Below are 26,897 nucleotides of genomic sequence, written 5' to 3' on the forward strand. Positions count from 1 at the left end.
ATTCTCGTGCGCCGAGCCTTCGATCTTCTGAAATCCTCCAAGAATATCGACCTCGATCTGGCGACCATTCCGGCCGAAGATCCTGCTACTTACGCAATGATCCGGAAGGCCGATACGATTGAAAGCCGCGCCCAAATGGCGATGTTGCCGCGCCTGGCGCCAATACGGATAACGAGGATCGCAAGATCAACGCAGCAGCTTCATTGGTGGGACAGACCACGATCGAAGCGCAAAGCGGAGGCCACCCTCCAAAACGGCAGATACCCTCCGCAAGATCACCGGCGAGTACCTTGCCTCGGCCAAAAAGAAGCAGCGGCCCCGCACGTATTCCGAGATCGAGCGCTACTTGTTGGTCGCTTGGAAGCCCTTGCACTCAGTCTCCGTGTTCAAGATCACCCGTCGCCATGTTGCAGCACGAGTCGCGGAGATTGCAGCGCAGCAAGGGGCGGTCTCAACCGCCCGCGCTCGGACCGCCCTATCCACAATGTTCAATTGGGCTATTCGAGAGGGTCTCGATATTCCGGGAAACCCGGTGCTCGGCACCAACCGTCCCGAACAGCCGAAGTCCCGGGATCGGGTGCTATCCGACGCAGAGCTAGCCGAGATTTGGCAGGCATACGGTAATGACGACTACGGACGGATAGTGCGCTTGTTGTTCCTCACCGCTCAGCGGCGCGATGAGGTCGGCAGAACGCAATGGCCGGAGCTAGATACCACGGACAAGCGTTGGACCCTGCCCGGTGCTCGCACCAAGAACCATCGTGAGCATGTACTGCCACTCGTCCCGACCGCCTTAGCCCTTTTACCGCCCCGGCGTGATGATCGCGATTGCATCTTTGGTGATGGTCCTCGCCGAAAAGGCGACAGGGGTCGAGGGTTCTCCGGTTGGTCTAAGTCCAAGGCCGCGCTTGATGCGCGGTTTCTTACAGCGCGGAGGGGAGCGGATGAAGATGCTAAGCCCCTCCCCCATTGGACCGTGCATGATCTTCGTCGTACAACCGCAACCGTGATGGCGGATCAGCTAGGCGTCCTGCCGCATGTCGTAGAGGCGATCTTGAACCACGTGAGCCGCCATCGCGCGGGCGTAGCCGGGATTTACAATCAGGCTCGTTACCAAGCTGAAATGCGAGATGCGCTGGAACGCTGGGCTGAACATCTAGCCCGGATCTTGCGGCGACGATGAGCAAGCGCCCTGCAACGAGTGGAAGTCCTTGGCAACACGCGTATTTCTCTACGATTTTTAGGTCTGCGCCCTTCCGGACCTGCGGTTACGTGCATTCCGGGTATCCTTGGAGAATGCTGAGTGAGTCTCCCACGCACCGCCCACCAAGGCGCATCATCGATGCGGTCATGTTTGCCCCCCGATCGGCCCAGTGTCGGCGCGCGAACTCCTGTCCTTGTCTGAACATGCATGGGCACCCTTCGAAAGCAGGGCGAGCGCCGACTTCCCTATTTTGTGCAATACAAGGGCGGAGATCCTAGCTGCCCACGGCAGCTCACTTTCGCTCGACGAGACCCGCGCGGCCCAGTACAACGGCCACACCCATCGGATGCTCTGCGAACAGATTGACGAGCTCGCCAAGGCCGACGTGCGTTATGTCCGCAGTTCAGTCGCGCAATACCTACCACCAACAGAAAACAGCTTTGGCCGGTATCCCGAGTATATATGGGATGGCAAGGCCTCGCGCCGTTTGCGATCAAAATCCAGCTCTCACGTTTCGGTCAAGACAATTGAAGTACGCAAGCGCGAGCACGACGACAGCACCGAAGACGAACCTGATTGGACGCACATCGTGACGCAAAAAAGGGAGGAGCCCTCACCTCCAGCTCCCGTCTCGACAACACGCTCGGTGTTCGATGATGTCGGCAAATAGTCATCCTGACATCAGGCGGTCGCTTACGTTGGACTTATCCTTCCGATAACGAGAGAGCAAAACCTGCTCTGCCGCGGGCGCCGCCATCGTTCAAGCAGACCGAAATGTTCTCAAAAATTGGCTTTCTATCTAGCGGTCGCTTCAGCTTCGATTTTAGTTCTCAAAGCAAAGTGCAGCATTCTGTCTGGCTCGGGCAGACGGAGGTGTATGGACAACCTCTCAGCCGTCGGGTTGTCCCCAGGGTGGCAAAGGGTCGTGATGGTGTCAAGCTGCAATGGGGAAGAAGAGCCGCCGCGTCGTTGCGCTCGCACATGGAGTTCGCACGATGCATCGAGTTTTTCAGAATATTTTAGAGAAGATGATCGACAGCCCGGGTTGCGAGATCTTAAGTTTGGGCGACGACGTCGGAAGCTGAACAGTTCTGGATCCGGCTTGGGTCCACCGACAGCACGGGATGAATTGCAGCGGTCACCCTACAGCGCGAAGTCGGGCGAGGTACCCAAGCTTGTGGCGACATCGAAATCGCGACCGCCGCATCGTTCTTCCGCGGAGCACGCGGTTGGTAGCAAGCTCTCAGAGTGCATCAACGGTGGCACGCGATCAAGCATTTAAGGTCAAGAATTCCTAGAGGATGTCAGACGCATCGTAGGCGCGACTGACGCCATGACCGACGAGCGGGGATGCTGGAGATTGTAGTCGGCGCCCCAACGCCATGCTGGCTTTACAAGGATGCAGCCATCGTGATTTCCGATGGCTCCCCTCCCGCCGCAACAGGACGAACAGGCGGCGATAGCCGAAGCGCCGCGGCTCGTGGCGAGATCGCGTAATCGGCCACGCAGAACTGCGGCCGCCGGGCGGCTAGGGCGATAGCGGACCATCTTCCGATCCACGATCGAGCAGGCCCGCCGTTCCGACAGACCCATGACGGCCTGCAGATGCGCGACCTCAGCGGGCTTGGCGGCGGGCCCTACCATTCTTTTGAAAGGAGCTTGCGAAGTGCGCCTGTATCGACATCTGCTCGGCCAGAAGCTTCTTCAACTTCCGTTCTCCGCCTCCAGGGCCCTTTAACCGCTTCGCTTTGGAGACGTCCATGCTGCCGAATTGGCCTTCCGATTGTAAATCGTCGCCTCGGAGATCCCGTGCTTGCGAGCCAGATTGGCCGTCTTCGCCGCCGCTTCGTGCTCCTTCGCCGCAATAATCTTCTGTTCCGTGAACCTTGCTGCTTCATCCGTCCGTCCTTCTTCGGGCCGGACTCTGTCTCCTTCCGGAGGAAATACTCAGTGGCACGTCAATAGCTATTCACGGGCCAAGTGGGTATCTATGTAGGTGCGTGCGACCGGTGCACTGCTGCAAGCTTGCATGCTTGAATCTCGAAATACCGTAATCCACTCCGCAATCAGCGTAATGTCCATTGTGAGAGTAGCCGCCATTCACTCTTCTGATTTTTTTCTCTACCAAAATGAGTAGTACCCTGATCAGTCCAGAGCGCTATATCAGCATGAAGCAGCATGGCTAGTGTAGAACGCATCACCCGAGATCAGGTGCCGCAATGAAGCGCTTAGATCATTCTTTACGCCTCTCTCGCACTCTCCAAATTCACGACAACGTGCTCGCTGAAAACGGCATCAAGTTACAAATCGGATTCGACTTCGACGAGTTTGCCAGGGTAGCTTGCACGACTCCAACCAAAGAGCCGATCGAACCAAATTTCAGGCCAGATCTCTCGCCAATCAAACCAGGTGAGGGCTATTGGATAATGGGAACCGACAAGAAAAACGCTGTGGCGATTTTGGCCGCGCACCGCCTTTATGATCTTTCAGGCACTAGTCTTGCAGAACATTTTCGATCTTTGAAAGTGTTCTATGCAGATCCAACCGTACCGGAGGATCGCTATTACCGCTGTGATTGCAGGGCAACAAGCGCAACGACGATAACTGGCAAGGTGGCCTACCACGGGGACTACTGGATCAGAAACGACTTTAGAGGGCGGGGCTTGTCCGGAATCATGGCAAGAGTGACACAAGGCCTGTCTTATGCGATCTGGGCCCCTGACTTCTTGTGTGCGCTTGTAGAGCGATGGGCACTAGATAAGGGCCTTGTCTTACAATATGCATTTGCTCACCATGAAGCGGACATATCAATACTGGTGAAGGTGGACGGCGAGATCGTCGATTACGATTATTGGCTGATTTGGCGAACAGGAGAGGAGTTGAGGAACGAGTTTGATGGCCACAATAAGAACCCACTCGCTTTGAACTCGCCGCTTCCGCCGGCAACACCTAGCGCTAGTTAATCCGGGAGCCTAGTCGGCCGCTTCACCCCGGCCCGCCATGAAGACATCAAGCTGCCAGGACTCAGTGCGCAAAGGCGAGCGCTTCCGACTCCCGGACTTACCGAGAAAGGTGATCAGCCGCTGCCTTCACCCGACGGACGATAGTGGGGATCATAACTGCATTCGCGCGGCATTGTGATGCGGAAACGTGAAGCCTAACGCCTCATTTGTCGTGCGCTCGTCAAATCGTTAGCTTTCAAGCAGTAGTGACCGGCCAGAGTATTTATCCGACGGCGGTTAGAGTCCTGCAATTTTGTAAGCCAAGCGCAGGCATGCTGGTTGAAACGTTGGCCAGGTGAAAAAGTTGCCGCGAGTTGCGCCGAGCCCGGCTGACGGAGGGCGAACGCGAGATCGTCGGGCGCGGGTAGGATCGAGAAGATTATGACGACGGTCATGTTGATGTCGATGTTGGAGGACCCGTCGAGCGGATTGATCGCAACGCAGATGCGCCCCTCAGGAGAGCCGATTTGCGGCTCGTGCATTTCCTCTGATGCCAAAGCTGCAATCGGCGGCTTGCTGAGGTGACGGCGGAGGGATGCGTCGACCTGGGCGTCGAGATCGCGCTGGAGATCGCCGTCGCTGTTGCGACCGGTCGTTAGACCGGAGTGATGGGCGAGATCGCCGGTGCAGATCAGCTCCGCGATTTCAATTCCCGGCCCGCGATGCCCTCGACGGCGGCTGCCACTGCCACCGCGTGAGGTCCGGCTTCAACATACCTTTGAAGGTGATGGTCCAGTCTGAGTTGAGCGGTCATGCAGCCAGGCGAGGATGCGGCGGAAGTTGTGACCGACGGCCGAGAGGATGACGTTGGCCGCATCGCCGGCGCGGCCTTTAAGGTAGCAGCGGCCGAGGTGACCATCGGTCTTCAGGTGTCCGATGATGGGTTCGATGGCGGAGCGGCGGCGCAGCTCGCCCTTGACGACCCCGAAGACGTCGCGCTTCTGGCCAGAGATGAAGATCCGGCGGGGATTTTGTGCGTCATGGCCGCGGTACCCCTTGTCGACATAAGCCCGCTCGATCGCAGCCGGTGAGTGTCTCGGTGCGGTCGATGACGTCCAGCAAAGGTGTGACCGTCGTACGGGTTATCGGGTAGCGCCCTGGCGTGCAGCACGAACGGGCCGCCGTTAGCACGGCGGTAGTTGGTGAAGATGGAGGCTTTGACACTGAACTCGTAAGGCGCGGCTGCTTTGCCCTTGCCGATGCACTCGACCTCCGGCGCATGGAAGGAATACAGCTTCCAGCCCGTTGGCGCTGCTGCTGCGAGCGGATCTAGGAGGCCTGTCCGAGCGGGAAGGCGAAGGGGTTCTCGATCACGGCCTCACCTTCGATCTTGCGGCGGATATCGCGGGTGATCCGGCCCAGCCGGCTGCGCAGGATGTGCAACTGCCGCTGATGCCGCTTGAATTGCTTGGCGTGGGCGTAGCGTCCCGCTGTCATCGCCGCGGTCTTGGCAATGCGAAGATAGGACTGCCGCAGCTTGACCCCGTGCTTCCTCGCCAGGCGGCTGAGCCCCTTGATTGCCGCGTGCAACAGCTTGGCATCGGTCGGGAAGGTGATGGCCTTCGGCTGCACGGCGGTATGTGCGCCATGACGGCGCGAAGAAGGAGGTTGAGTATGTAGACCATCTTCCGAGCACTTGCTGCGCAGGAGATGAGGGCAGGCCCCTCCGACTCGGATTGCAGGATCAGAGTCCCAACCGCCACAAGCTGCTTCAGCTCAATGGCTGAGGTGGTGAGCGTTGCTGGAAAAGGCGGGCAATCAGCCTGTCAGGTGAGCCACGGGAAGACGCAAGTAAACCGCCGATGATGCATCGAAAGTACAGTTCAGGTGTTGTCGAAACCAGGGGCCATACCACCTCCTGGGATCAAGCGCGGCGAGAGCCTGTCTATTGGCGGGCGGCAACCGGTGTAGAGGCGGCGTGATTCCGATGGCAGGCTCTTGCGCGGAACATGGGAATCTGCGTCGCTGCCAAGGGAGACCCCAAAGGCGGCGGACCCGCCGAGGGCAGAGTACCAATGCGCGACGTAGGAGCGGACGGGTTCGTAATAGTGATGAGCCCCGGTAATACGGGCGGAGCGAAGAGACCCGATCTTCCAGCCAAAGTCACCGGCCAACCGGAAACGGGAGGAGCCGATGACTGAGGAAAAGTCGTATCAGATCCCCAAACATCTCGTTTGGGGAGCTTGGAAACAGGTGAAAGCGAACCGCGGGTCAGCGGGTGTGGACGGGGTCTCCATCGAGGAATTCGAAAAGGACTTGAAGAGAAACCTCTACAAGATCTGGAATCGAATGTCATCGGGTACATACTTTCCGCCTCCCGTTCGTTTCGTGAAAATTCCCAAGGCTAATGGAGGGAAGCGTCCGTTAGGAATACCCTCTATAGCTGACCGCGTGGCTCAGACGGTTGCAAAGATGGTTATGGAGCCGACGATGGAACGAATATTCCATCCGGACTCCTTGGCTACACCTTCCAGCCGCGCAGCGCTCGCGATCGAAAGGGCGAGAAGTTCCTCAACTTCCTCCCGGCAATCAGCAACAAGGCTGCCAAAGGAATCCGACAAACCATTCGCTCATGGCGACTGGGTTCGACCCGAAACCACTGGAGTCTTGAAGAACTCGCCAAGCTGATTGGTCCTGTCGTGCAAGGATGGCTGAACTATTACGGACGGTTTTACCGGACGGAATGTGTCAACGTACTTCGTCACGTAAACGACGCGCTCGCCCGTTGGGCGAGGCGGAAATACAAGCGGTTGAAAGGCCGGAAAGTCGCCTCAGTATATTGGTTGGGACGGCTCGCACAGCACGATCCGAACCTACTCTATATGTGGCGAGCCGGCATTCGACCTGCGGCTGGAAGATAGAAGCCGGATGAATCGAGAGGTTCACGTCCGGTTTCGTGAGAGCCTCGGGGTGCAATTCCCCGGGGCTACTCGACCGACCGTGACCCGCTTGAGGTCCTGGCTGCGCAACGCGCCGGCCTGGTGCGCCACCCGCAGGCTCTCGGCCCGCAAAAGCTCCAGCTTGTCGCCGAGCCGCTTGCGCCAGTGGCTCAGGTCCGAGCGCTCGTGCGGGAACGCATGCTGGAAGAACTCTTCGCCCGTGAAGTACTGGAAATACGGGTCGTGGACCCAGCGCTCGCAGACTCCCTCATCGGACAGGCCGTAAATGTGCTTGAGCAGCAGCAGCCCGATCATGAAGCGGGTCGCAATCCCCGGCCGACCGTTCTCGCTGTAGAGCGGCGCGATCTCGCCGTCGATCCGGTCCCAATCGACCCTGCCGGCGAGCTGAACCAGCTCGTGCTTCATGTTGATGATCTGGTCCAGCCTGGCCATGAACAGATGGCCCGATCTACTCGCTTTGGGCTTCTTCGGTCGCATCGCCACCTCCGATGCGAGGACGGAATCATGACTGGCGAATCGATGGAATCCTCAAAACGAAATTGCAGGGTTCCAATGCCCAAAGCATCAAAACCCTGCAATCCCAAAACAGGCCACTAAGAACAATGCGACCCCAGCTCAGTCGCTTAGCCGCTCTTCACGGACGACTAAGCCAGACTCTCAACGCGGATCGCCCCGGCAGTGACCCGCAGCATGGATTAGCGCATCGTCTCTTCTATCCGCTTGCCTATGTCGATATAGGCCTGTTGTTGCTCGCTCCAGTTGCGTCCGCCGGTAATCGCGCCATCGACCACCAAATCATGACCGTTGATGAAAGTAGATTCATCGCTGGCGAGGAATACCACGGCATGACCAACGTCTTCGGGTAGCCCCGCGCGTGGGATCGGCTGCGCGCTCTTCCAGAGCTCTCGCTGCACCGCAGCTGCCTTCTCGGCAGCCTCGACCGGGCGGCCGATGCCGGTCGGAATCAAGCCGGGCGAGATCGAATTGACACGGATGCCGGCCTCACCGAGTTCCATGGCGGCACATTTAGTGAGATGGATCACCGCGGCTTTGGCAGCGCTGTAGGGCAGTGAGGATGAGAAGCCAGCCAGACGCCCAGCGATGCTGCCATTGTTGATGATGCTGCCGAAGCCCTGCTTCTTCATGTAAGGCGCGACGTGTTTCATACCGAGCATGACGCTGCGCACCAGCGTAGCCATGGTGAAGTCGAACCGCTCGGTATCCAGATCCTCGATACCGCCGGTCTGCCCCGGGCTGCCGGCGTTATTGAATATGCAATCGATGCGGCCGAATCTATCGACCGCAAGCGCAATCAGCGCTTTGACCTGCTCCTCGATTGTGACGTCCGTCTTGCGGAAGATGCTGCACGCGCCCAGCCGCTCGGCTAGGGCTTTACCTTCGGCATCACGGCGACCCGCAACGACGATTTTCGCGCCCTCGGCCGCGAAGATTTCAGCCGTGCGTAAACCGATGCCGCTAGTAGCTCCGGTGATGACTGCGACTTTATTATCAAGCCGTCCCATCTGATCCCCTCTTTGATTGCAACTGCCGCTCGGTCGCTCAAATGGGGGATACCTTATAGTACCCTGCTTGCCGCACAACTGGTCGCCCCGACCTCACGCTGCTCCGAACGTTGAACGAGCGTAGCTCATTCTCATTGGGCTAACCTCCGTTGCCGAGTCGCTCCACTTGGACGGGCGGCAGTTCGCTCGATTTCACTCTCTCAATCCGCTGGTGATGTTGTTGCATGTCTCCGTTGCGTGCGCACCCATCGTTTCTGGTAGGCCGATCTGTCGCGCTTCGAGCTTCGCGTCACGCGGCCTCGTCCTTTGTATTCTGCCAGCGCGTTCATGAGTTCGGCTACAGTCTTGTCGTACGCGTCCGCTTGCGGCCGCCTTGATTGACGGAGGCGAGCGCTGCTGGTCCTAGGGGTAATCCTAGGAGAAGCGCTATGACGATATCGCGGGCAGAGGTGATCACATCGGTAGAGCGGCGGCGGCGGTGGTCGCAGGATGAGAAGGAGCGGCTAGTTGCAGCATCGCTCGAGCCCGGAGCCACTGTTTCGGAGGTGGCTCGCATGGCCGGCCTTCATGTGAGCCAGCTGTTCCGGTGGCGTAAAGAGCTTTGCAAGCACGGTAAGACGAGTGTGGCGCCGTTCGTGCCGGTCGAGATTGGGCCGTCTGTGCCGGCGCGGGATGTGGCCCAAGCACGATCGGCGACGGCGTCGGCATGTCGACGGAAGAGCCAGGGCATCATCGAGATTGATCCTGATAGCGGACACCGCATCCGGGTCGATGGTGAGGTTGATGGAGACGCGCCACGTCGAGTTTTCGATGCCCTGGTCGCCGATGATCCCGGTTCCGACAGGCGCGCGAGTGTGGCTCGCGACAGGCTACACCGATATGCGCAGAGGCTTTGCGTCGTTGGCACTCCAGGTGCAGGAGGTGCTGTACAAAGACCCGCTCAATGGTCATCTGTTCGTCTTCCGTGGTCGCCGCAGCGATCTTGTGAAGGCGATCTGGCACGATGGCCAGGGAGCATGCCCGTTTACCAAAAGGCTCGAGAGAGGCCGGTTCATCTCCTATGGCCTTTGTCAACTGTTTTGAACACAGCTTCCCGATCGCCCGCTTTGGGACGTGGATATTTGATGCCTACGCATGGGTGAGGACGCCGAGTGTTCTCGACGGTCGCTCAGACTCCTATGCGGGGATTGGCTACCCCATGATGACGGTGCGTCGGAGGGCTGCCTCGCTCTGGCCTCGGACGTCGGCGTTTCCGCTGTCCAAAATGAACTCGAGGATTCCCTCTACCGCGCTCGGCGTCCTCGCTGATGCGGATCGTAGGATACGTCTTCGATTACGCGCCTAGCGGGACGCGCTGGCCGATGGACCAGATAAAGCCGAGCAGTTCCCGCGCAACTGCAGCGGTAGCGACGACTGAGCGTTTTCCGCGCGCGATGAGCTTCCGATAGGTCTTGTGCAGACGTAGCTGCGCTTTCCAGGCCAGCGCAGCGATATCTTGTGAAACTGGCGGGCAACGCTCTTTCATCCATTGCCCGACCTTCGGCGTGGTACGATTGCTCCAGGCAGCTTCACACAGCACGGCCCGCGCGATCGAACTGCCCGCCTTGGTGATGCCGCGCGGCCTTACCGTACCGCCGCTGCTGTGCTCGCTTGGGGCGGTGAAAATTCCCAAGGCTAATGGAGGGAAGCGTCCGTTAGGAATACCCTCTATAGCTGACCGCGTGGCTCAGACGGTTGCAAAGATGGTTATGGCCATCATTTTGGCTCGTCTGCATCGGGCCGGTGAGCTCACCTATGTCTGGGTACCGGACGCGCTTCATGAGGCACTACGCGACCTGGTACGGGCGCGGCACGCAGCTGGTCAGGATGTCCGCCGAGATCGCATTCGCATTCAGGCGTTCATGCTCCGTTGCGACTTACGCTTCGAGGGTAAGGCTTGAAGTCGCCGACACCGGATGTGGCTCTGCAACAGGACGTTCGCCCATCCGGCGCAACAGATTGCATTCCAGACCTATCTCAACGCACTTGAGCATGACGAGGCTCGCAAGGCTGGAGTAGAGGAGCAAATCCGCGAACTACTCGCGAGCTCCCCGTGGGCCAAACAGATGCAGGCTCTGCAAGCATTGAAGGGCGTCGGTCCGATCGTCGCCACTACGATACTCGCCGAGGTCGGAGACTTCTCCCGAGGCCGAAGTAGGCAACGAGCTGCCGCGGATGAGCGACGCGTCGCGCCGGTCATTCTTGATCCTTTCGCCCGGCTTGCGTGGCGTCAACGAGGGCGCGCGTCAACGAGGGCGCGCACACTCTGCAGATCATCCCCATTGTCGAGAGTTGACGTTGAACGTTGTAGCCGCATGATCCAGCCTCGTAGACGAACTCGACGACACCACGTCGACGCGCCAGACTCACCCGACATGTTGTGTCCGACTTGCTCCATTCGATGGCGAGAACGTGACGTTGAGCTGCGCGAAGAGTTGTCTACCCCTTAGGATTCCTCTGCTCTTCCTAGGTGTTCAGCATCCTGGCGCGCAATAATCGAGACCGGGTATTGCAGATGGCACGGCGTTTGCTGAATGCGATTTGCAACGCCTAGGCATTAGCCGATAGGGTCGACCGCCAACTCTTGAGAGACCAATGAATTATCTTGAGAACCGATTAGTGACCTCTCAGATCACGGAACCAATAGTTCATAGTGGTTTCATATATCTGTCGACACGAAACCTTGGTAAAACTTCTGACGCAGAAGTCTTACGAAGCAGGACGGGTGCGTGCAATCCCCACGCCGACCGTTAGTAGCAGCCCTCAGGCAATCAACGCGACAGGATTAAGACACTTTGTTAGAGGAGCGACTGAGCTTTCCTTTGCGAACAGAGCCGTCCAACGTCGAGAGTGAATTGTTGCCGACGCGAGAGCTCGCGATGCGCTCCCAATGTTCCATGAAGTGGTCGGCTGTAGCTAGCCGGCAAGCCGCGGCACGCGATCATATCTCGTCCAAGAAACATTGCCATTTCAGCATTTGGCTCACATCCAAGCCAGGCGATGTTGCTCATCTCAATTCTCCCTCTAGGGTAACTAAGAATGGTACACATTACTCGCGATAACCAGGTTTACCGGGCGCACCTCGTAGTCCGCCCCACTTCCGCGGCGATTGAAGTGGACCGGCTCGTCAAGGTCTACAAGCAGACGCGTGCGGTCGATGATATCTCGTTTTCGCTGCCCCGAGGCAGCATCACCGGGCTCTTGGGGGGTAACGGCGCCGGTAAGACGACTACGATTGCGATGATTTTGGGTTTGGTGCTGCCGACCTCCGGCCGCGTACGCGTGCTCGGCCATGCCATGCCGGAGGAGAGCGCGGCGGTGCTGGGGCGGATGAATTTCGAGAGCCCTTATGTCCACATGCCGATGCGGCTGACGGTGCGCCAGAACCTTACCATCTTCGGCAAGCTCTATGTGGTGATGAACCTTGCCGAGCGCATCGCCAAACTGGCCGACGATCTCGATCTCAACGATTTCATGGATCGTGCTAGCGGCAAGCTCTCGGCGGGGCAGAAGACCCGGGTTGCACTGGCCAAGGCGCTGATCAACCAGCCGGAGCTGCTCTTGCTCGACGAGCCAACCGCCTCGCTCGATCCTGATACGGCCGATTGGGTGCGGGCGCATCTGGAGCGCTATCAGAAGGACAACAACGCCACCATCCTACTCGCCTCGCACAACATGCTGGAAGTCGAGCGGCTATGCGGCCGCGTCATCATCATGAAGCGCGGCCGCATCGAGGACGACGATACCCCAGAGGCCATCATGGTCCGCTACAATCGCAACACGCTGGAGGAGGTATTCCTCGACGTCTCTCGCGGCCGGGTAACGCGAAGGAAGCGGTGAGGTGAGGCGGCGATCCGGCGGCGAGCGCAATTCTTTTGTCATTGCGATTCGAAGTGGAGCAATGCTGCATATTCGCTGGAATGCGCTCTGGATGGCGTGGTCGCAAACGCTGCTCGCAATGACTGCATAGATTCGTGGCCCTGGTGAGCACAGCGATGCTCATGGACTCTCCGCGCAAAATCTCGAATGTCGCTTCGCTTATTGGGGCTACAGGAAACTGCAATGACCAATCTCTTCCTCCACTGCGGCATATCCCTAAATCGCATTAGCGCGATGATTCTACGCTACTGGTATCTGCTGTTGTCGTCCTGGCCGCGGCTGCTCGAGCTGTTGTACTGGCCGGCGCTCCAGGTTATAACCTGGGGCTTCATCCAGTACTACATCGCTCAGAATGCCAGCTTCTTCGCGCGCACCGGCGGCACGCTGATCGGCGCCGTCATCCTCTGGGACATCCTGTTCCGCGGCCAACTCGGCTTCTCGATCTCCTTCTTGGAGGAGATGTGGGCGCGCAATCTCGGCAACCTCATCATGAGCCCCTTGAAGCCTACTGAGTTTCTGCTCTCGCTGATAGTGATGAGCTTGATCCGGCTCGCGATCGGCATCATTCCAACGACGGTGCTTGCGTTGGTGCTGTTTCACTTCAACGTCTATGCGCTCGGCTTGCCGCTGATTGCCTTCTTCTGCAACCTGATCTTCACCAGCTGGGCGGTCGGCATCTTCGTCTCGGGCCTGGTGCTGCGAAATGGGCTCGGGGCCGAGAGCATTGTCTGGACCATGATGTTCGCGATCATGCCGCTCGCCTGCGTCTACTATCCCGTCAGCGTGCTGCCGGTCTGGCTGCAACACGTCGCTTGGGCACTGCCACCTACCTATGTGTTCGAGGGTATGCGCGCGTTGCTGATCGAGCACAGCTTCCGCACCGACCTGATGGTCCAGGCACTGGCCCTCAATGCGGTGCTCCTCGCTGCATCCTTTTGGGCATTCCTTGCCCTTTTACGCAGCGCCAAGAAAAACGGCTCGCTGCTGCCGAGTGGTGAATGAATAGGCGGAGGCACCTCAAACGGCGACATGATCGAGCTACTGGGCAGCCGCGGCCCGTGCTCAATGCCCTAGTTCGGTCGTCAGCCCCGCCCGCGCTATCGTTCTGTGTGTGAAAGCTCTGGCATCATGCGCAATAATCGCGACCCAGTTGACCGCGCCTCCTCTATGATCTGGAAGCGGCAGCGCCTATGGCTTCGGTAACGCTAACCGCCCGTACATTTAACCTCGACCGGCATGAAAATGCTCCTGAAATGCTTGCCTCGCGTAGCGCGGGCCCACATATGAAAGCTTCGATAGTTTTCATCAGCTTGCCTGGCGCGATGATCGATTTTTACGGCCCAGCGCCTGACGGTTGGTGCGGACCCGACGTGGCGGCGCCATGATCGCCCGAATGCCATGCCGCCGCATCAGCCGTTCGATCCGGCCTCGGCTGACGCCACGTCCCTGCCTCCGCAGGACGGCGTGGATCCAGGGACTGCCGTAGCGCTCGCCGCTCTCGCGATGGACCTCCCAGATCTCAGCCAGCAGCGCGGAATTGGAAGTTGCACGGGTGCTCACCGGGCGCTCGCGCCAAGCGTTATAGCCGGCTGGCGAGACCTCGAGCACGGTGCACATCAGCCGCACCGGATAAGACTATAAGACTTGCGGTGATCCTCGATGAAGCGGAAGCTCATGTGGGGGTTCCGGCAAAGATCGCGATCGACTTTTTAAAATGTCGCGCTCCATGCGCAGCCGCTCGTTCTCCTAGCGTAGCCGGGCGATCTCCGAAGCCTGGTCCGCCGACATCGGCGTCGCTTGCGTGGCGGGCGCCACGCCGCCGATGCCGGCTCCTGCCAGAGTTTTCTCCACCCAGCGCCGCAACACCGAATCGCGCAGACCGAGCTCCTTGGCGACCGACCCGATCGATCGGCCGCTAGAGACAGCCAGCTCAACCGCTTGGCGCTTGTAGTCGTCCGTGAACGACCGACGTTGACGTCCTTGCATTCGACACTTACGGGCTCTCCGAGCCTACTACAGGTGTCCACTCATTCGGAGGAGGTTCAGAGTTTACCGCACCGCCTATGGCGATCCGCTGCAGCGCGGCGCCGTGCGACCCCCAGCGGCTCCGTACACATGAGCGGTGTCTCGCCGATACTCGCCTGGTCGCAAGAATACGGCACCCTTAAAGAAGTGGAGGCTGGTCGGGAAGGAGAAAAGAAGTTGCTTTCCGTGGTGATTATAGCAGCGAATAGGCGGATCATGGACTCTCCTTTGAGTTCTCGGTGCTATGAACAAGCGGTCCCTCGCGTCGCATCCGAATTGAATTCTCCTTTCAGCAACCTAGTGATTGCAGGAATGCTTCATGCAGCTCCTCCGTGAGCGCACCTATTTTTCCATCTCCAACTTTTTTTCCATCGATGACAATCACCGGCGTTACAAAATGGATTGCGCTCGTTATGAATGCCTCGCGAGCGCCGACCGCCTCGTCCAGGCTAAACGCTCTCTCGTCCACATTGACGCCCCGGGATTTGCAGAGTGAAAGCAGCGCATGTCGAGTGCAGCCAGCTAGAATATTGCAAGATATCGGCTGCGTAACGATGGTGCCATTGCGCTGGACTATGTATGCGTTTGTCGAGGCTCCCTCCGTCACCAATCCTGCGGAGACGAGCCAGGCTTCCTGGCATTGCTTCGACTTCGCCTCCATCTTGGCCATTACCGGATAGATCAGTTGCGTGGTCTTAATATCGCACCGCCTCCATCTGAGATCTTCGACCGAGCACACGGCTATTCCTCGATACGCGTCGCCTCGTTCAACGATTCTGGTCCTAGTGACGGTCAAAATGACGGTGGGCGTCATGTTGTCGCCGTAAGTGAAGGCGCGCTCGCTGACGCCGCGTGTCACCTGAAAGTAGACGTACCCTTCACCTAGATCATTGCGCTTGATCAATTCAAAGGCGCGCTCGTCGAGTTCAATCCAGAAGCGATCTGGCACGTAAAGGCTTATCTCCTTCAGCGAACGCTGTATGCGTGCCCGGTTGAGAGGCCAATTGATTAAACGGCCGGCAACGACGGGGCAGCAGTCATAGATGCTGTCTCCGAAGGTGAGGCCGCGGTCAAAGATCGATATTTTAGCCTCTGCCGCGGGAATGAATTGGCCATTGAGGCACACGATCTCTTTCACTCTCACCTCCATGTTGCTCTCGTTCGCTCGTCCCAATCCGGTGCCTACGAAGGCGAAAACACTTGGCCGCCCGAACGATGTATAGCGGCTATCTCTTCCGGGAGAGCAAGACGTTGCCTCTGCGCAGTCGCTGCGCAGCTCAATCAAGCTGGGTTCTGTCGGACCGCGGCGGAGCGGCCAACACCGCATTCCGCTAGTCCACTAACGGTCAGCGATACTTATCTCATTCACGAACTTCTTCCTGGTGAGGAATGGGGGGCCAATCATCCAAGTTCCATCCCAAAGTGAGAGTCGCGGGTTCAATAGCGATGTAGTCATCGATTGTACTGTATCGCGAGCCGCAATCCCTTTTCCAAGGCCTCGGCGTCATACGATTGGAGGAAGCGCGATACACGCAAAAGATGAACGAGATCAGCCATTGCTACGCCCTCGCCCTGTAGCGACGAGCGACATCATCTGCTGCAACACATCTTTCCGGTACAACGTGCGGGGGCGACTGAGAAACTACCAGTCTTAGTGGGCTGCCAGCAGAACGAAAATTGATCGCTCCAGAGAGGAGAGGCTATGGTTTCGGGGAGCGACTGCCCTCCGAACCACCATTGTTGGAGCGTCGCCTCGAGTTCCTGGCATTTGAAGTCCGGCGGGGAAAGCTCGATACAAGCTGGCGGCAACCGGATCAGATCCAAATTGAACCCGCAGAATCTCTATGTCTTCCCACACAGAAGCCGGTGAACTGATTCAAGCATCAGATCGGGCCTTGACCATGAGGCGGATGCCACCGCGTCTAAGCGAATTGATTGGTATCTCTCTGGTGGAGCTTTGAATTACCCACATCGTCGACGAGTTCTGATTGAAAGGCCGAACGCGATGTCGTTGAGGCGTGTTAGGCCTCGCCACACCACCATGTTTCCTGGCGGCGGATCATGGTTGCGCGCGAGGTAGCCGCCCAGCATGGAAATCTCGAGAAAGTAGGTGGCGAGGGTCTTGCGCAAGATGCGCGGCTTGGACCGCGCCGCGTCGATGGCATCCAGCGTCGGGATTTCGGCTGAGGTGAGGACTGTCTCCTGCAGCGTCCGCTTGTGCGGACATGGTGAGGAAGAAGATGCGCCAGCTGACCATCGCGATGAGGGCGAGGAACTTGGTCAGCCGCTCGGCGGTCTCAACCCAAGTTTCTTCGGCGCGACAGCCAGACTTCATTACCTTGTGAAACACCTCTGCTTTCCAGCGCAAGGCGTACCATTCGAGCTTCTCGATGGCCATGGTGAAATCTCCGACCGGCAGATTGGTCACCAGCTTCCAGTCGAACGATCTCAAGGGCGTGAATGTAGGTGAGAAGCTGAGGGCTGTATCGCTTCTGCTTGCCTATAGGCGGCAAGGTTTGGATTGCGGCGAACTTCACATGCACGCACGCCGTCTCATCCTGTCCGATCGCGCAATGGCGTCCCGCCCAAGGCGTGGCCGAGAGCTGGGCGAAGATCCGATGAGCTCCATCCCGTGGCTCTGCGTCGGCGGGCGCGCCGGCCAATCGGTTGGTCTGCACGCACACCAGAAAGCGCGTGCCGAGATCGTGCGCCAGGCAAAAGAGCTCGTAGATGTCGCTCTCGCCGTCGGCCACATGCACGCAGCGTTCCGGCGTGCCCACGAGCGCCATCGACTGGCGCAGGTTCTCCAGCCAGCGATAGCTTTCCTTCGTCTCGATCGGTACCCGCGCAGGGTTCACATGCCGCTTGAACGTCCAGGTCCCCTTGAACTTCGTGCGTGTCCAGAACTTCGCTGCCGTCAGCCCGAGCGGCGTTCCGCCGAGGGTTACGGCCAGGCTCGAATGCATCAGCACTCCGCACACAAAGTCACCACGCTGGGCTGACCCTTGTAGCGTCCGGCGTTGATGGTCTTGGTGAAGCCGATCTTACCCAGCTGCGCACGGCTGTAGATGAACTGATGAACTCGGTGGTATCCTGCAAGAATGAGGACTGGTCCTCCGCTCGCCGCGCAGCGCATGGCGGTCGCGGCAAAATGGCCGGCCAGCATCCATGCTCGGTAACGCGCGGATTTATCGAAGAAGCGATAGGCCGCCTTTGTCGCCGCCCAGTCGCCGCACGCGGCCGGACCGGTCGGCCAGGTGCCGCCGATATCCGATCAAGCAGGCAACCAAATCGGCGCGCCAATCGCTTGTCCGGCGAAACGACTTCGTCGTCATGCCAGCCTGCAGCATCGGCTCCCGTGTCTCCCGCTCATCTGTAACGCCTCTGCGAATCGGCGCCACAAACAGAATCACAGTAAGCGGCAAGCTGAGGCCGTCAGGCGGCGTGGTTCCATGGCATAAGCGCGTCGATTTCGCTGCTCGGCCAGCCGTTAGCGACACGCTGAAGTGTTAGGATGAGCCAGGCGAACGGATCGACGTTGTTCATTTTCGCCGTCTGCAGCAATGTTGTCTGAGGCAATATGAGGGCGCAGTCCCGGATGGCGTTTGACAAGCGCGCTTGCCGCTATCTGATTTGGTAGCTGCCCAAAGCCGGCTAACCCGTGGTCTAAATTCGTATTAGGTAGGGGCCGACTAGGTCGCTGCTAAGAACCGATGACATGCGCAGCCAGAGGAAATCGACCTATGAAACTCGCTTCCGGATACAGGGCTTTTTCAGAGGCCGCCCACAATAACTACCCGGATCAAACGGGCCCAGGCGGAATGCTTGATTGGGCAATCACAATAAGCAGTACTGTTGATGCTGATTATTCCGACCGTTTTGCAAAACCGTCGGTACGTGGATGGAAGGGGTATCATCACACCAAGCTTTTTCCCAGCTATAAGACAAAAATGGGGGCTTTAGCGATGACGTACAAGGGGTTGATAAATATCAAGACCCCTTTTGATTTGGCTCTGTATACAAGGCTTATCTGGGAACTTCAGCCGAGAGCAATTCTCGAGCTCGGTTCGCTTCAAGGGGGCAGCGCATTGTGGTTTGCTGACCAAATGTCCGTACTTTGTGAACATTCAGGCGAAGTTCACTCGTTTGATCTCCATACCAAATGCATCCATCCAAGTGCAAATCACCCCTTCCTTACCTTTCATCAGATCGACCTTTCGGACCTCAGCAGTTTTGATGAAAATCTGCTGATGAGGCTACCTCATCCTTGGCTTGTAGTAGACGATGCGCACGTACAAGTATTCTCGATATTTTCTTACCTGAGCCGCTTTCTTGTGTCAGGAGATTACTATGTGATCGAAGACGACCCTATGAAAGCAGATAAGGAGACTATCGATGGCTTACTGTTGGTGGAGAAAAATGGGTTTCTAATTGATACGTATTACACCGATGCGTTTGGGAGCAATCTTACTTGTGCACCAAATGCATGGCTCCGCAAGTTATAGGTTAGCTTTGCTGCCTCAAAAATCTACCGGAGCAATTCAGCTTAGAGCCATGCGCCGCGTCCCTCCGGTTTTGGCCCGCGTGACAGGAAATTGCAACCGCAGGCGTATTGACCTGCCACTGAGTATTTCCTCGAGAAAGAGTTAGAGTCTGGCCCGAAGTGCAGCGCGCGGCGGTCGAATTCTGGGCCTGGAAGAAAATTCAAGGGGACCGCCGCGCTTAAGAAAACGATCAATCCGCCGCGCGTTCCCCTCGAGAAGGAGAGCATGGGGAACAAATATTGAAGTAGGATTGATGTGGTACATCGATCGTGCGTGCCTCGTGATCGCTCGACAAGGAAATGAGTATCTCGTCGGGGTGAGTGATTGAGTTTTAAGACCCAGGACATGTGTTGTAGGCTTCAGATGATTTCTGCGCGATAAGCTGATTAACGTGGAGGGACAGCCATTCAACCATAGCCTATCGCGTCCTTGTGGCGCGCCTGCTGCGTACGCTCGGTTCGCCGCTAACTTTGATCTTGGATTTCTTCGGTGGTGTGTTCTTGGAGGTTGCTTGATGAGCGAGTGTTTTCTTCTCCCCATCCGTTGAGTTTTTTGATGCCTTCGTCTTCCGCTCAGTGCGGAACGGTTCTTCATCCAGTTTCTCTCTGCATTTCAATCCGATGGAGAGAGGAACTGCGAGTGCGTCGGCAGCGCTCCGCAGAGCGCTTATGCGGTCGGAGAACTGATTGTTCATAATGCGGTGCAACGGGCCAGTTAGGGCAACCGAATAAAGAATTGTGCCGTTTGTTAGTCGTACTGGCACGGCAATTGCTCCAACCCCTTCATCGATCTCGCCGATGCAAGTTGCGTAGCCTTGGCGTCTAATCTGAGCAAAATGCTGCTCAATCCAAGCCACGGAATTGCGAGCGTTGGCGGTCAGCACCGGCATTTCTTCCGAAAGTGCTTTCTCGAGCACCACCTTATCCTGAAAAGCCATAATGGCCTTTGCCGACGCGGCGGCGTTGATTGGCATCTCAACCCGAGGCTGCGCATAACTGCGCCATCTAGCGTCTGGGAGGTCTTTCCATCGCTCTTCTGGGGACAGGGCTGCGGCTATGAAAACGCGCGCGCCCACGAGCCGTGCAAGATAGCAAGTTTCCCCAGTCCGTTTCGCCAACGCTTGAAGATGTGTTTGCGATAGTGAGCGTGCCCAGCCGTCATCAGTCGCCGCGTGAAGCAGCCTGATCAAACGCTCTCCAAGCTCGTAAGGGTGACTTCGTCCGCCAGCGGCAAGTCCGGAACGAGCTAAGCCGCCAAGCAGTCGATGGACGGTTGATATGGGCAAATCAACCAAGTCAGCAATTTCCGCTAAAGTCAGAGAGCCGGGAATAGCTGCGAGTGCTTCTAAGATTTGAATGTAACGTTCAAGCGGGCCTGACGGATCTTGGCTGATTGTCTGAGAGCTCATTTCCAACTTTCCCAAGATCCAGATGTGCGCTCGCCGGGCTTCATCAGCTATGAGCCTCATCATACCGTAGTAGATGAAGTGCCCCTGAATTTCGGTTAGAGTCTCGTAGTGTTGTACGCCATACGTGGGGTAAGCGACGGGCGATCGGCGCAGCTGGTCGGGTTGCGCAGCCGAGCGTTCGTTGCGTTGAGAGAGGCGGCATATAAGAGCGCAAAACTCTAGTTCTGGGTGGTCCAAAGTTCGGTCTCGCTACAGCTCAGGCCGGACTCTAACTCGACCTGGAGGAAATACTCAGGGGCAGGTTAACTCTAGATCTGGTTCGACTCCCGCGGGCGGAACCATCTCCACCATTTCTAAAATCCCTATAGCCTTGGCCTCAGATGCTGCGCTCATCGACATCAACTAGGAGCCGGTGCCGGTGTTACGAATTTGACAAGTCCAATGTTGCGATCAGCTGCTTTCTCGCAAAATACGACAAGAACTGCGTTACGAGTTTCGTGAGAAGAACTTTGCAATTGGTCAATATCGGCCTTCGACAGATAGAGGAGTTCGGAAGACATTGGTTATCTTTCGGTGAATAGCAGTGCATTGCTCACTTGTGGTCGAGATGATTCCGCGTTTCGAGCCGACTCGGCTTCTGCTTGATCAACGTTGCTGCATGCCAGTAGCAATGGCCGTGCCAAAGCGTAAGTCATTGAAGATGATAATAGACACTGCAGCATAGACGCTGCCAGCGAATGTCGTTTAATCGACACGATTTTAGTCGTTGTCAGACACTTAGCAGCGCTAACATCCGTTGATCGACCCCTCTCCGTGATTTGCCTAGGTGGCCACAGACGCGGCAGTCCGTTTGATACAGCAAAATTATCGCTCTAGACGCCGTAGTGGGCTGGCCTTCGCGAGCCGACCCAGGTTAGGTCGCTGTCCCTCAGATGATGATGTTGATCCACTCCAGGAGCGATGGACTAGGTATTTAGTCCCAGACTTTGATGGTGCATCCTTGTCCCATAATTCGAAGGAAGCGCTATGGGACAGATTTTACACGGCTGCGCCACCACGACGGAGGCAGACCGTCGAGCAATACAAAATAGTCAAGAGAGCCTGAGAGGTCTCGCCAAGCGCTACGGGATCAACCAGAAGACTGTCGCGAAGTGGAAGCAGCGCGAGACCGTCACCGATCGTTCGACTGGCCCCGCGGAAGCCAAGTCGACTGTCCTTTCCATCGAGGAGGAGGCGATCATCGTTGCTTTCCGGCAGCATACGCTGCTGCCACTCGACGATTGTCTCTATGCGCTGCAGCCGACCATCCCGCATCTGACGCGGTCATCCCTGCATCGCTGCCTCCAGCGTCACGGCATCAGCCGATTGCCGGAAGTCGGCAGTGGCAAGCCCTCGAAGAAGAAGTTCAAGGCTTATCCGATCGGCTACTTCCACATCGACATCGCCGAGTTCCAGACCGCCGAAGGCAAGCTCTACCTCTACGTCGCAATCGATCGCACCAGTAAGTTCACGTTCGCGCAACTGGCCAGGAAGACGGGAAGGACCTCGGCCGCGGCCTTCCTCGAAGCTCTTATTGCGGCCGTCCCCTACAAGATCCACACGGTTCTCACCGACAATGGGATCCAGTTCACCTTCCCACCGCGCTATGCGGACGGCCCGACAGCAAGATACGCGACGCATATGTTCGACATGCGCTGCCGGGAGAACGGGATCGAACATCGGCCGACTAAGATCAAGCATCCCTGGACCAATGGCCAGGTCGAACGCATGAACCGCACGATCAAGGAAGCGACCGTCCAACGCTATTACTACGATCGACTCGATCAGCTCGAAGCTCACCTTGCCGACTTCATCAACGCCTACAACTATGCTCGGCGGCTGAAGACCCTGAAGGGCCTCACACCCTACGAATACATTTGCAAATGCTGGACTTCCCAACCCGAACGATTCAAACTCAACCCGCTCCAGCAATTGACGCGACTAAACACCTTCTGTAACGGGCCGTTGATGTCAAGCCTCCCGAGTAAACGTCACGCCGCCGAACTCATGCTTCTGTCCGTGGTCAACACCTGGCCGCCACATCATGCTGTGAGAGGGAGCGGTGAGCGAGATACGCGTGGTTCGTCAGATGACGGCCACTGGCTTCACCGGAACGAAAATCCCGGCGACGGGACTCGGGCACTGAGCTTCAGTTCAAGCCCGGTTGCGTTCTTGATCTCCTCCACGTCTTCCATGCCTCGATCGGCCCCGCTTCGGTCCATCGGTAAGTTGTGCCGTCGACCAGATCCGATGCAGGATCACTGCCAGCTTACGTGCCAGAGCGACTTTTGCGCGCTTCGAACCTCGCTGCTTGGCGACGTCCATCCCCCAGCGCTTGAGTTTTGAGAACCGCGTGATGCGCGATAACAGAACGTTGGCAGCCTCATACAACACCGTGCGCACTATCTCGTCTCCGGCCAGCGCGGTTCCGCCCGTGACGTCCTTTTCTCCTGATTGGTATTTCTTTGGCGTGAGCCCGAACAGCGCGCCTGCAGCCTTCGATTTTACGATGCGATGACGATCATGAATCGCCGATTTTTAGGTAACAGCACCAGGGGACCAACGCCCGGCACTGTCATGAGGCGCCGACAAACCGCATCGTCACGCGCGATTGCCAGCATAGCCCTGTGTGTCCTTCCGTACTCGGCCTTCAAGGCCGATCGTGCCGAAAGCATCGCTGTAGCAATGCGCTCCAGTGTCGCTTGACCCGCAACTTAACTCTCAAATCCGCTTCGAAATTCTTCCGCGTCACCGGGCCACCCTTCAGCCCAAGCCACGCAAAATGCCGCGGATACTGAACTCCACGTCGATCAGCCGCCCGAGAAGCTGTTTGCGTGCGATCAGGAGGGCCCGGATCTCCTGCGCATCGACCGACTTTGCGTGTACCGGCCGGAACAATCCCATCCGGATCAACTGGGCGATTCCGCGCGCATCCTTGCGATCAGTCTTCACCGTCATCGCAGACAATGCGGCCTTCACATGCCGCGTTTCGAGCAGAACCGTCTCGAACCCTGCTCTTTTCGGCCCCGCATGCAGCCATCGCGACAGCGGCCCAGCCTCCAGCCGTCCGCCTCACTGCAAAGCCAAGCGTCTCGAAAAATTCAACCAAGGCGTCGGGTTCGCTCGTGACCTTCGCTTCCTTCAGGATTTTACGTTGGGCACCCACAACGCATACGCTCGACAGTTCCAATGACACGTCAATTCCGGTATAGTTCTCCACCGCTGTCCTACGCCTCCAGAAGCTTGGGGCCGACTCAGGTCGTGATCCCGTTTCATCATCTATCGGGGGATATTCACCATCATTACCCCTTGCTCGGAGCAGGGCCCATTACGGCATTTAGCTCAGCCAGTACCTATTGCAAGCTCAGGCTTGACCACCTGAACATGGATGGCTGCCCGACTGTGACGCGCAATTCGGCTTACATTCCTGTCGATCATACGAATTAAGTCCTCCAAAACGCCAGTCGACTTCTCTCTAGTGTCACGTTCGCGAAATTCTCCTATCAGTAACAAGGCGCACGTCATGTCGGGCCGGACGCAGAAAACCAGAGAGCAGCCATTCTCGTCCTGAATTAGGAACGCATCGTCCGTCGCTATGCCGTGGACGGGCTCATAGACCTGAAGCAGCCTCGAACGGATTACTGAACAGTCCTCAGAGGTTTCGATACGGCCGGCTACCGATAGGTATGGCAACCTTGCCGAACTCTGCAGCCAGACATCCGTTCCGTCAGCCTTCCGAAACATTCCATATTCCTACGGCTCGTGACACTTTCGATCCAGCTGCAATTCCAGCTGTGAAACACGCCCACGTTCGCAGTCAGAGTACAACTTGAATCGAACAAGATCTCCTCCGATCTCCCCGTCTCGTGCCGTCTGATCAAATAGTCTGCTCAAAGATGCCGCTGAACAGTATGCCGATGTCGCGATCGAAACGTACCATTGCGACGATGTGAAGGTCGGCGCCAAACCACGCCGGGCCACACAGTCGCAAGTGTCGCCGATGCAAGGCGGGTTATTCGTACGCATATAGTCTTCAGAACCCGCTGCTCTTAAATCCCTTATCAACTGCGCAAATGGTCGATCAGTCTCGCAACTCATCTTTTCGTCCAGAGGACTGGTTATGACGAGGTCAATCGGCAAGGCCTGTTGGTCGTGCTAATGGGGACGCTTCAACGTCCGGATCCCTCCACGTTCTCCACTCATAGTTGCGCAGCACGGCATAGCCAGGTCCCGAGCCAATCAGATAGCTGGGATTGAGCGGCGTCTTACCAAGAGGCGTACAGATGACATATTGCGGCACCGCAAACCCAGTCGTATGCCCGCGCAGATTTTCAATAATATTTATTCCCTCTGCTATCGACGTTCGAAAGTGCTCAGCCCCCCGCACTAAGTCCGCATGATACAAATAGTACGGACGTACCCGCGCCTTAACGAGCGAGTGAACCAGTCGTTTCATGACATCAACCGAGTTATTTATTCCTTTCAGTAGCACGGACTGATTTCCGACGGGTACCCCCACATCGAGTAGCCGTTCGATCGCGCGCTCGGCCGCAGGTGTGACCTCATTGGGGTGATTGAAATGAGTATTGACCCAAATCGGATGATACTTCTTAAGAATCCGGCACAGATCAGGCGTAATCCGCTGCGGGAGCGTAACAGGAGCGCGGGTGCCGATCCGAATAATCTCTACATGCGGTATCGCCCTGACCCGCGACAATACGTACTCAATCTTTTTATCACTACACGTAAGTGGATCACCACCGCTCAGCAATACATCTCGAATATCTGGCCGCTCCCGAATGTATGCGATTCCACGGTCAATCAGCGATCGGTCACTAACGATAGAGTCGCGACTAGCGTGAACCTTACGCGAACAGTGCCTGCAGTAGGTCGGACACAAATTTGTCAGATGGAACAGCACACGATCGGGATACCTATGAACGATGCAGCTGACATCGGTCTTCCCCTCCTTCCACAACGGATTCTCGGACTCTACGTCTGAACGGTGGAAGGACGGGAGTTGCTCGATATTGTAAAAATTCACAAGCTCAGCGATGTTGGGAATCGCCTGAAGACGAATCGGATCGTTCGGATTATTCCTGTCCATCAGGGACAGGTAATATGGTGTCACTCTGAATACATATCGCTTACCTACTTTTCCGAAAGCATCTTCCTCTTCGGCTGATAGGACTAAGCGTTGTCTTAGGAGCTCGAGCGTCGTGACACTGTTTGCTAACTGCCAGGCCCAATCGTCCCAAGTGTTTTGCGGCTCTTTAGCAGTTGGCATCCGAGATCTCCGGATAGAATACAATAGTTGGGTGCTTGACCCCTGGCTCATGCAAGAACGAGCGCACTTGTCCCGCTACGAGTGCAGCGAATCTACATACGTTCAACGCTCAGCCAGACTCAAGATCCATGCCAGTTCACTCTATTGAGCGGGGCTGGAGATTTGTGCGAATATGCGCGCCTATCTACTCAAGGAACGCGTTCGAAACATCGTACCTCCGTCGTGAAACCAACAGAACTGACAGAACACTTGAGCCATTTGTAGCTGCCAGGCCTGTCGGTAAGCCCCCGTTTTTCGCGGGCCGGGTACGTACGTACGCGCCGGCCTCATCGCCACCCGCGCGGTTAGTGCGTAAACTGCGAAGACATCATCCGTGCTATCCGCTGCAGTTTGTTGCTTTGGTTCGCTTCACAACGGGGGATCGAACCTGAACGAGCAGATTGGATAGAACGTAAGCGTAGCGTAGAAACCAATAGGATTGTCACGATCGTGTTTATAATTCCGATCGAAAGGCACTCCGCGGCATCCATCATTCGGCCCCTCAGCATTAGATCTGTGGTGCGCGCTACTCCAAGGATTTCCCCGCACGATCCAGCGCCGTCACGCTCGCGACGCCAGACCTGCTCTCCGGCTGCCTCATCCTTACGCCCGCATGACAATTCGGAAGTCGCAGAGGAGCGCGACTTGAGACGCCGACCCGGCAGCAACACCATTCAGAGCAGCAATGAGCGGTTTAGGAAGCGACCGAATAATACCGTACAGCTCAATCCACTCGGATCCGCTGTCGCCATCGAACGTCTTCGTTTCGTTGAGATCCTGCCCAGCACAGAACGCTCGACCGGCCACCCCTTTCAGAACGATCGCACCGACAGTCTTGCCGCTCCGAAATTAGCAAGGCGTCGATGGGCTGGGTACGCATAGCGCGCCAGACATTGAGACTCTCCGGTCGGTTTAGGCTAATAACACCAACCTCACTTTGACTGACGAGAATGTATCGATACACTGGCTTCACCCCAAAGTGGTATACCCTAAAACTCTATGCCAAGC

General features: G+C 57.2%; 20 protein-coding genes and 12 pseudogenes. 12 read left to right on the plus strand and 20 right to left on the minus strand.

Features of this window, described 5'->3' with window-relative positions; translation table 11 throughout:
* Nucleotides 1–6 precede the first annotated feature (6 nt).
* Together BRAGE_RS57650 and BRAGE_RS57105 are read left to right on the plus strand one after the other, a co-directional pair.
* A pseudogene (locus tag BRAGE_RS57650) lies at nt 7–624 on the plus strand (hypothetical protein); the annotation flags it as partial.
* Between the two features lie 19 nt (nt 625–643).
* Nucleotides 644–1,018, plus strand: a pseudogene (locus tag BRAGE_RS57105) (tyrosine-type recombinase/integrase); the annotation flags it as partial.
* Nucleotides 1,019–1,021: 3 nt separating this feature from the next.
* On the opposite strand, the gene BRAGE_RS57655 reads toward BRAGE_RS57105, so the two are convergent.
* On the minus strand, nt 1,022–1,156 hold the full coding sequence (locus BRAGE_RS57655) for a hypothetical protein (protein WP_283808091.1): 135 nt from the start codon (nt 1,154–1,156) through the stop codon (nt 1,022–1,024).
* Between the two features lie 217 nt (nt 1,157–1,373).
* On the opposite strand from BRAGE_RS57655, the gene BRAGE_RS50050 reads away from it, so the two are divergent.
* On the plus strand, nt 1,374–1,874 hold the full coding sequence (locus BRAGE_RS50050; RefSeq protein WP_027564851.1) for a hypothetical protein: 501 nt from the start codon (nt 1,374–1,376) through the stop codon (nt 1,872–1,874).
* Between the two features lie 756 nt (nt 1,875–2,630).
* On the opposite strand, the pseudogene BRAGE_RS53435 reads toward BRAGE_RS50050, so the two are convergent.
* Nucleotides 2,631–3,073 (minus strand): annotated as a pseudogene (locus tag BRAGE_RS53435) (transposase); the annotation flags it as partial.
* A gap of 350 nt (nt 3,074–3,423) precedes the next feature.
* Between BRAGE_RS53435 and BRAGE_RS55085 the strand changes: the two are divergent.
* Nucleotides 3,424–4,167 (plus strand): hypothetical protein, encoded by a 744-nt coding sequence (locus tag BRAGE_RS55085; protein WP_141263420.1) that lies wholly within the window; start codon nt 3,424–3,426, stop codon nt 4,165–4,167.
* A gap of 194 nt (nt 4,168–4,361) precedes the next feature.
* On the opposite strand, the gene BRAGE_RS50060 is transcribed toward BRAGE_RS55085, so the two are convergent.
* The 3 genes and pseudogenes from BRAGE_RS50060 to BRAGE_RS57110 form a co-directional block, all read right to left on the minus strand.
* Nucleotides 4,362–4,856: a hypothetical protein gene (locus BRAGE_RS50060; RefSeq protein WP_347336548.1), complete on the minus strand. Its 495-nt coding sequence runs from the start codon at nt 4,854–4,856 to the stop codon at nt 4,362–4,364.
* Nucleotides 4,857–4,961: 105 nt separating this feature from the next.
* Nucleotides 4,962–5,784 (minus strand): annotated as a pseudogene (locus BRAGE_RS50065) (IS5 family transposase); the annotation flags it as partial.
* 818 nt (nt 5,785–6,602) lie between these two features.
* Nucleotides 6,603–6,767 carry a hypothetical protein gene (locus BRAGE_RS57110; protein WP_231164241.1) on the minus strand — a complete coding sequence of 55 codons (165 nt, stop codon included), beginning with the start codon at nt 6,765–6,767 and terminating at the stop codon, nt 6,603–6,605.
* 18 nt (nt 6,768–6,785) lie between these two features.
* Between BRAGE_RS57110 and BRAGE_RS58025 the strand changes: the two genes are divergently transcribed.
* Nucleotides 6,786–7,067 (plus strand): group II intron maturase-specific domain-containing protein, encoded by a 282-nt coding sequence (locus tag BRAGE_RS58025; RefSeq protein ID WP_430644514.1) that lies wholly within the window; start codon nt 6,786–6,788, stop codon nt 7,065–7,067.
* A gap of 75 nt (nt 7,068–7,142) precedes the next feature.
* Here BRAGE_RS58025 and BRAGE_RS53445 read toward each other — a convergent pair.
* Nucleotides 7,143–7,583, minus strand: a pseudogene (locus BRAGE_RS53445) (transposase); the annotation flags it as partial.
* 218 nt (nt 7,584–7,801) lie between these two features.
* A complete protein-coding gene (locus tag BRAGE_RS0130275; RefSeq protein WP_027564855.1) occupies nt 7,802–8,629 on the minus strand; it encodes an SDR family NAD(P)-dependent oxidoreductase in 828 nt (275 codons plus the stop codon).
* Between the two features lie 428 nt (nt 8,630–9,057).
* Here BRAGE_RS0130275 and tnpA point away from each other — a divergent pair.
* Together tnpA and tnpB are read left to right on the plus strand one after the other, a co-directional pair.
* A pseudogene (gene tnpA, locus BRAGE_RS58030) lies at nt 9,058–9,387 on the plus strand (IS66-like element accessory protein TnpA); the annotation flags it as partial.
* A 25-nt stretch (nt 9,388–9,412) separates the two neighbouring features.
* Nucleotides 9,413–9,712 (plus strand): IS66 family insertion sequence element accessory protein TnpB, encoded by a 300-nt coding sequence (tnpB, locus tag BRAGE_RS50085; RefSeq protein WP_231164240.1) that lies wholly within the window; start codon nt 9,413–9,415, stop codon nt 9,710–9,712.
* 250 nt (nt 9,713–9,962) lie between these two features.
* Here tnpB and BRAGE_RS58035 read toward each other — a convergent pair.
* Together BRAGE_RS58035 and BRAGE_RS58040 are read right to left on the minus strand one after the other, a co-directional pair.
* A pseudogene (locus BRAGE_RS58035) lies at nt 9,963–10,109 on the minus strand (IS110 family transposase); the annotation flags it as partial.
* 68 nt (nt 10,110–10,177) lie between these two features.
* A pseudogene (locus tag BRAGE_RS58040) lies at nt 10,178–10,283 on the minus strand (transposase); the annotation flags it as partial.
* A 451-nt stretch (nt 10,284–10,734) separates the two neighbouring features.
* On the opposite strand from BRAGE_RS58040, the gene BRAGE_RS58045 reads away from it, so the two are divergent.
* The 3 genes from BRAGE_RS58045 to BRAGE_RS0130295 all read left to right on the plus strand — a co-directional run bounded on the left by BRAGE_RS58045 (nt 10,735) and on the right by BRAGE_RS0130295 (nt 13,549).
* Nucleotides 10,735–11,118 (plus strand): transposase, encoded by a 384-nt coding sequence (locus tag BRAGE_RS58045; protein WP_430644515.1) that lies wholly within the window; start codon nt 10,735–10,737, stop codon nt 11,116–11,118.
* Between the two features lie 589 nt (nt 11,119–11,707).
* A complete protein-coding gene (locus BRAGE_RS0130290; RefSeq protein ID WP_051378165.1) occupies nt 11,708–12,508 on the plus strand; it encodes an ABC transporter ATP-binding protein in 801 nt (266 codons plus the stop codon).
* A 222-nt stretch (nt 12,509–12,730) separates the two neighbouring features.
* Nucleotides 12,731–13,549: an ABC transporter permease gene (locus tag BRAGE_RS0130295; RefSeq protein ID WP_027564858.1), complete on the plus strand. Its 819-nt coding sequence runs from the start codon at nt 12,731–12,733 to the stop codon at nt 13,547–13,549.
* Between the two features lie 303 nt (nt 13,550–13,852).
* Here the strand turns inward: BRAGE_RS0130295 and BRAGE_RS50090 are convergent, their stop codons facing one another.
* The 7 genes and pseudogenes from BRAGE_RS50090 to BRAGE_RS53470 all read right to left on the minus strand — a co-directional run.
* Nucleotides 13,853–14,164: an IS3 family transposase gene (locus BRAGE_RS50090; RefSeq protein ID WP_028146427.1), complete on the minus strand. Its 312-nt coding sequence runs from the start codon at nt 14,162–14,164 to the stop codon at nt 13,853–13,855.
* Between the two features lie 129 nt (nt 14,165–14,293).
* Nucleotides 14,294–14,533: a transposase gene (locus tag BRAGE_RS50095; RefSeq protein WP_084335098.1), complete on the minus strand. Its 240-nt coding sequence runs from the start codon at nt 14,531–14,533 to the stop codon at nt 14,294–14,296.
* 328 nt (nt 14,534–14,861) lie between these two features.
* On the minus strand, nt 14,862–15,710 hold the full coding sequence (locus tag BRAGE_RS0130310; RefSeq protein ID WP_027564860.1) for an aminotransferase class IV: 849 nt from the start codon (nt 15,708–15,710) through the stop codon (nt 14,862–14,864).
* Between the two features lie 1,159 nt (nt 15,711–16,869).
* The gene (locus BRAGE_RS57115; RefSeq protein WP_231164239.1) at nt 16,870–17,538 is read right to left on the minus strand and encodes a hypothetical protein; all 669 of its coding nucleotides are present in this window, start codon (nt 17,536–17,538) and stop codon (nt 16,870–16,872) included.
* The gene (locus tag BRAGE_RS57120) at nt 17,538–17,738 is read right to left on the minus strand and encodes a hypothetical protein (protein WP_231164238.1); all 201 of its coding nucleotides are present in this window, start codon (nt 17,736–17,738) and stop codon (nt 17,538–17,540) included. The genes BRAGE_RS57115 and BRAGE_RS57120 overlap by 1 nt, the downstream gene beginning before the upstream one ends.
* Before the next feature lie 45 nt (nt 17,739–17,783).
* Nucleotides 17,784–17,840: pseudogene (locus BRAGE_RS57125) on the minus strand (hypothetical protein); the annotation flags it as partial.
* 167 nt (nt 17,841–18,007) lie between these two features.
* Nucleotides 18,008–18,139, minus strand: a pseudogene (locus BRAGE_RS53470) (transposase domain-containing protein); the annotation flags it as partial.
* 176 nt (nt 18,140–18,315) lie between these two features.
* Here BRAGE_RS53470 and BRAGE_RS0130325 point away from each other — a divergent pair.
* The gene (locus tag BRAGE_RS0130325) at nt 18,316–19,077 is read left to right on the plus strand and encodes a CmcI family methyltransferase (protein WP_159073992.1); all 762 of its coding nucleotides are present in this window, start codon (nt 18,316–18,318) and stop codon (nt 19,075–19,077) included.
* A 457-nt stretch (nt 19,078–19,534) separates the two neighbouring features.
* Here BRAGE_RS0130325 and BRAGE_RS53475 read toward each other — a convergent pair whose 3' ends face one another.
* On the minus strand, nt 19,535–20,524 hold the full coding sequence (locus BRAGE_RS53475; RefSeq protein WP_159073993.1) for an IclR family transcriptional regulator: 990 nt from the start codon (nt 20,522–20,524) through the stop codon (nt 19,535–19,537).
* 1,026 nt (nt 20,525–21,550) lie between these two features.
* Between BRAGE_RS53475 and BRAGE_RS50105 the strand changes: the two are divergent.
* Nucleotides 21,551–22,498: pseudogene (locus tag BRAGE_RS50105) on the plus strand (IS481 family transposase); the annotation flags it as partial.
* A gap of 214 nt (nt 22,499–22,712) precedes the next feature.
* Here BRAGE_RS50105 and BRAGE_RS50110 read toward each other — a convergent pair.
* The 3 genes and pseudogenes from BRAGE_RS50110 to BRAGE_RS57130 form a co-directional block, all read right to left on the minus strand.
* A pseudogene (locus BRAGE_RS50110) lies at nt 22,713–23,783 on the minus strand (IS110 family transposase).
* A 909-nt stretch (nt 23,784–24,692) separates the two neighbouring features.
* Complete coding sequence (locus BRAGE_RS53480) at nt 24,693–25,850, minus strand: KamA family radical SAM protein (RefSeq protein ID WP_084335163.1); 1,158 nt, start codon at nt 25,848–25,850, stop codon at nt 24,693–24,695.
* 642 nt (nt 25,851–26,492) lie between these two features.
* Complete coding sequence (locus BRAGE_RS57130; protein ID WP_027565157.1) at nt 26,493–26,696, minus strand: enoyl-CoA hydratase-related protein; 204 nt, start codon at nt 26,694–26,696, stop codon at nt 26,493–26,495.
* Nucleotides 26,697–26,897 lie beyond the last annotated feature (201 nt).

The organism is Bradyrhizobium genosp. SA-4 str. CB756 (assembly GCF_000473125.1).
Lineage (GTDB): Bacteria > Pseudomonadota > Alphaproteobacteria > Rhizobiales > Xanthobacteraceae > Bradyrhizobium > Bradyrhizobium arachidis.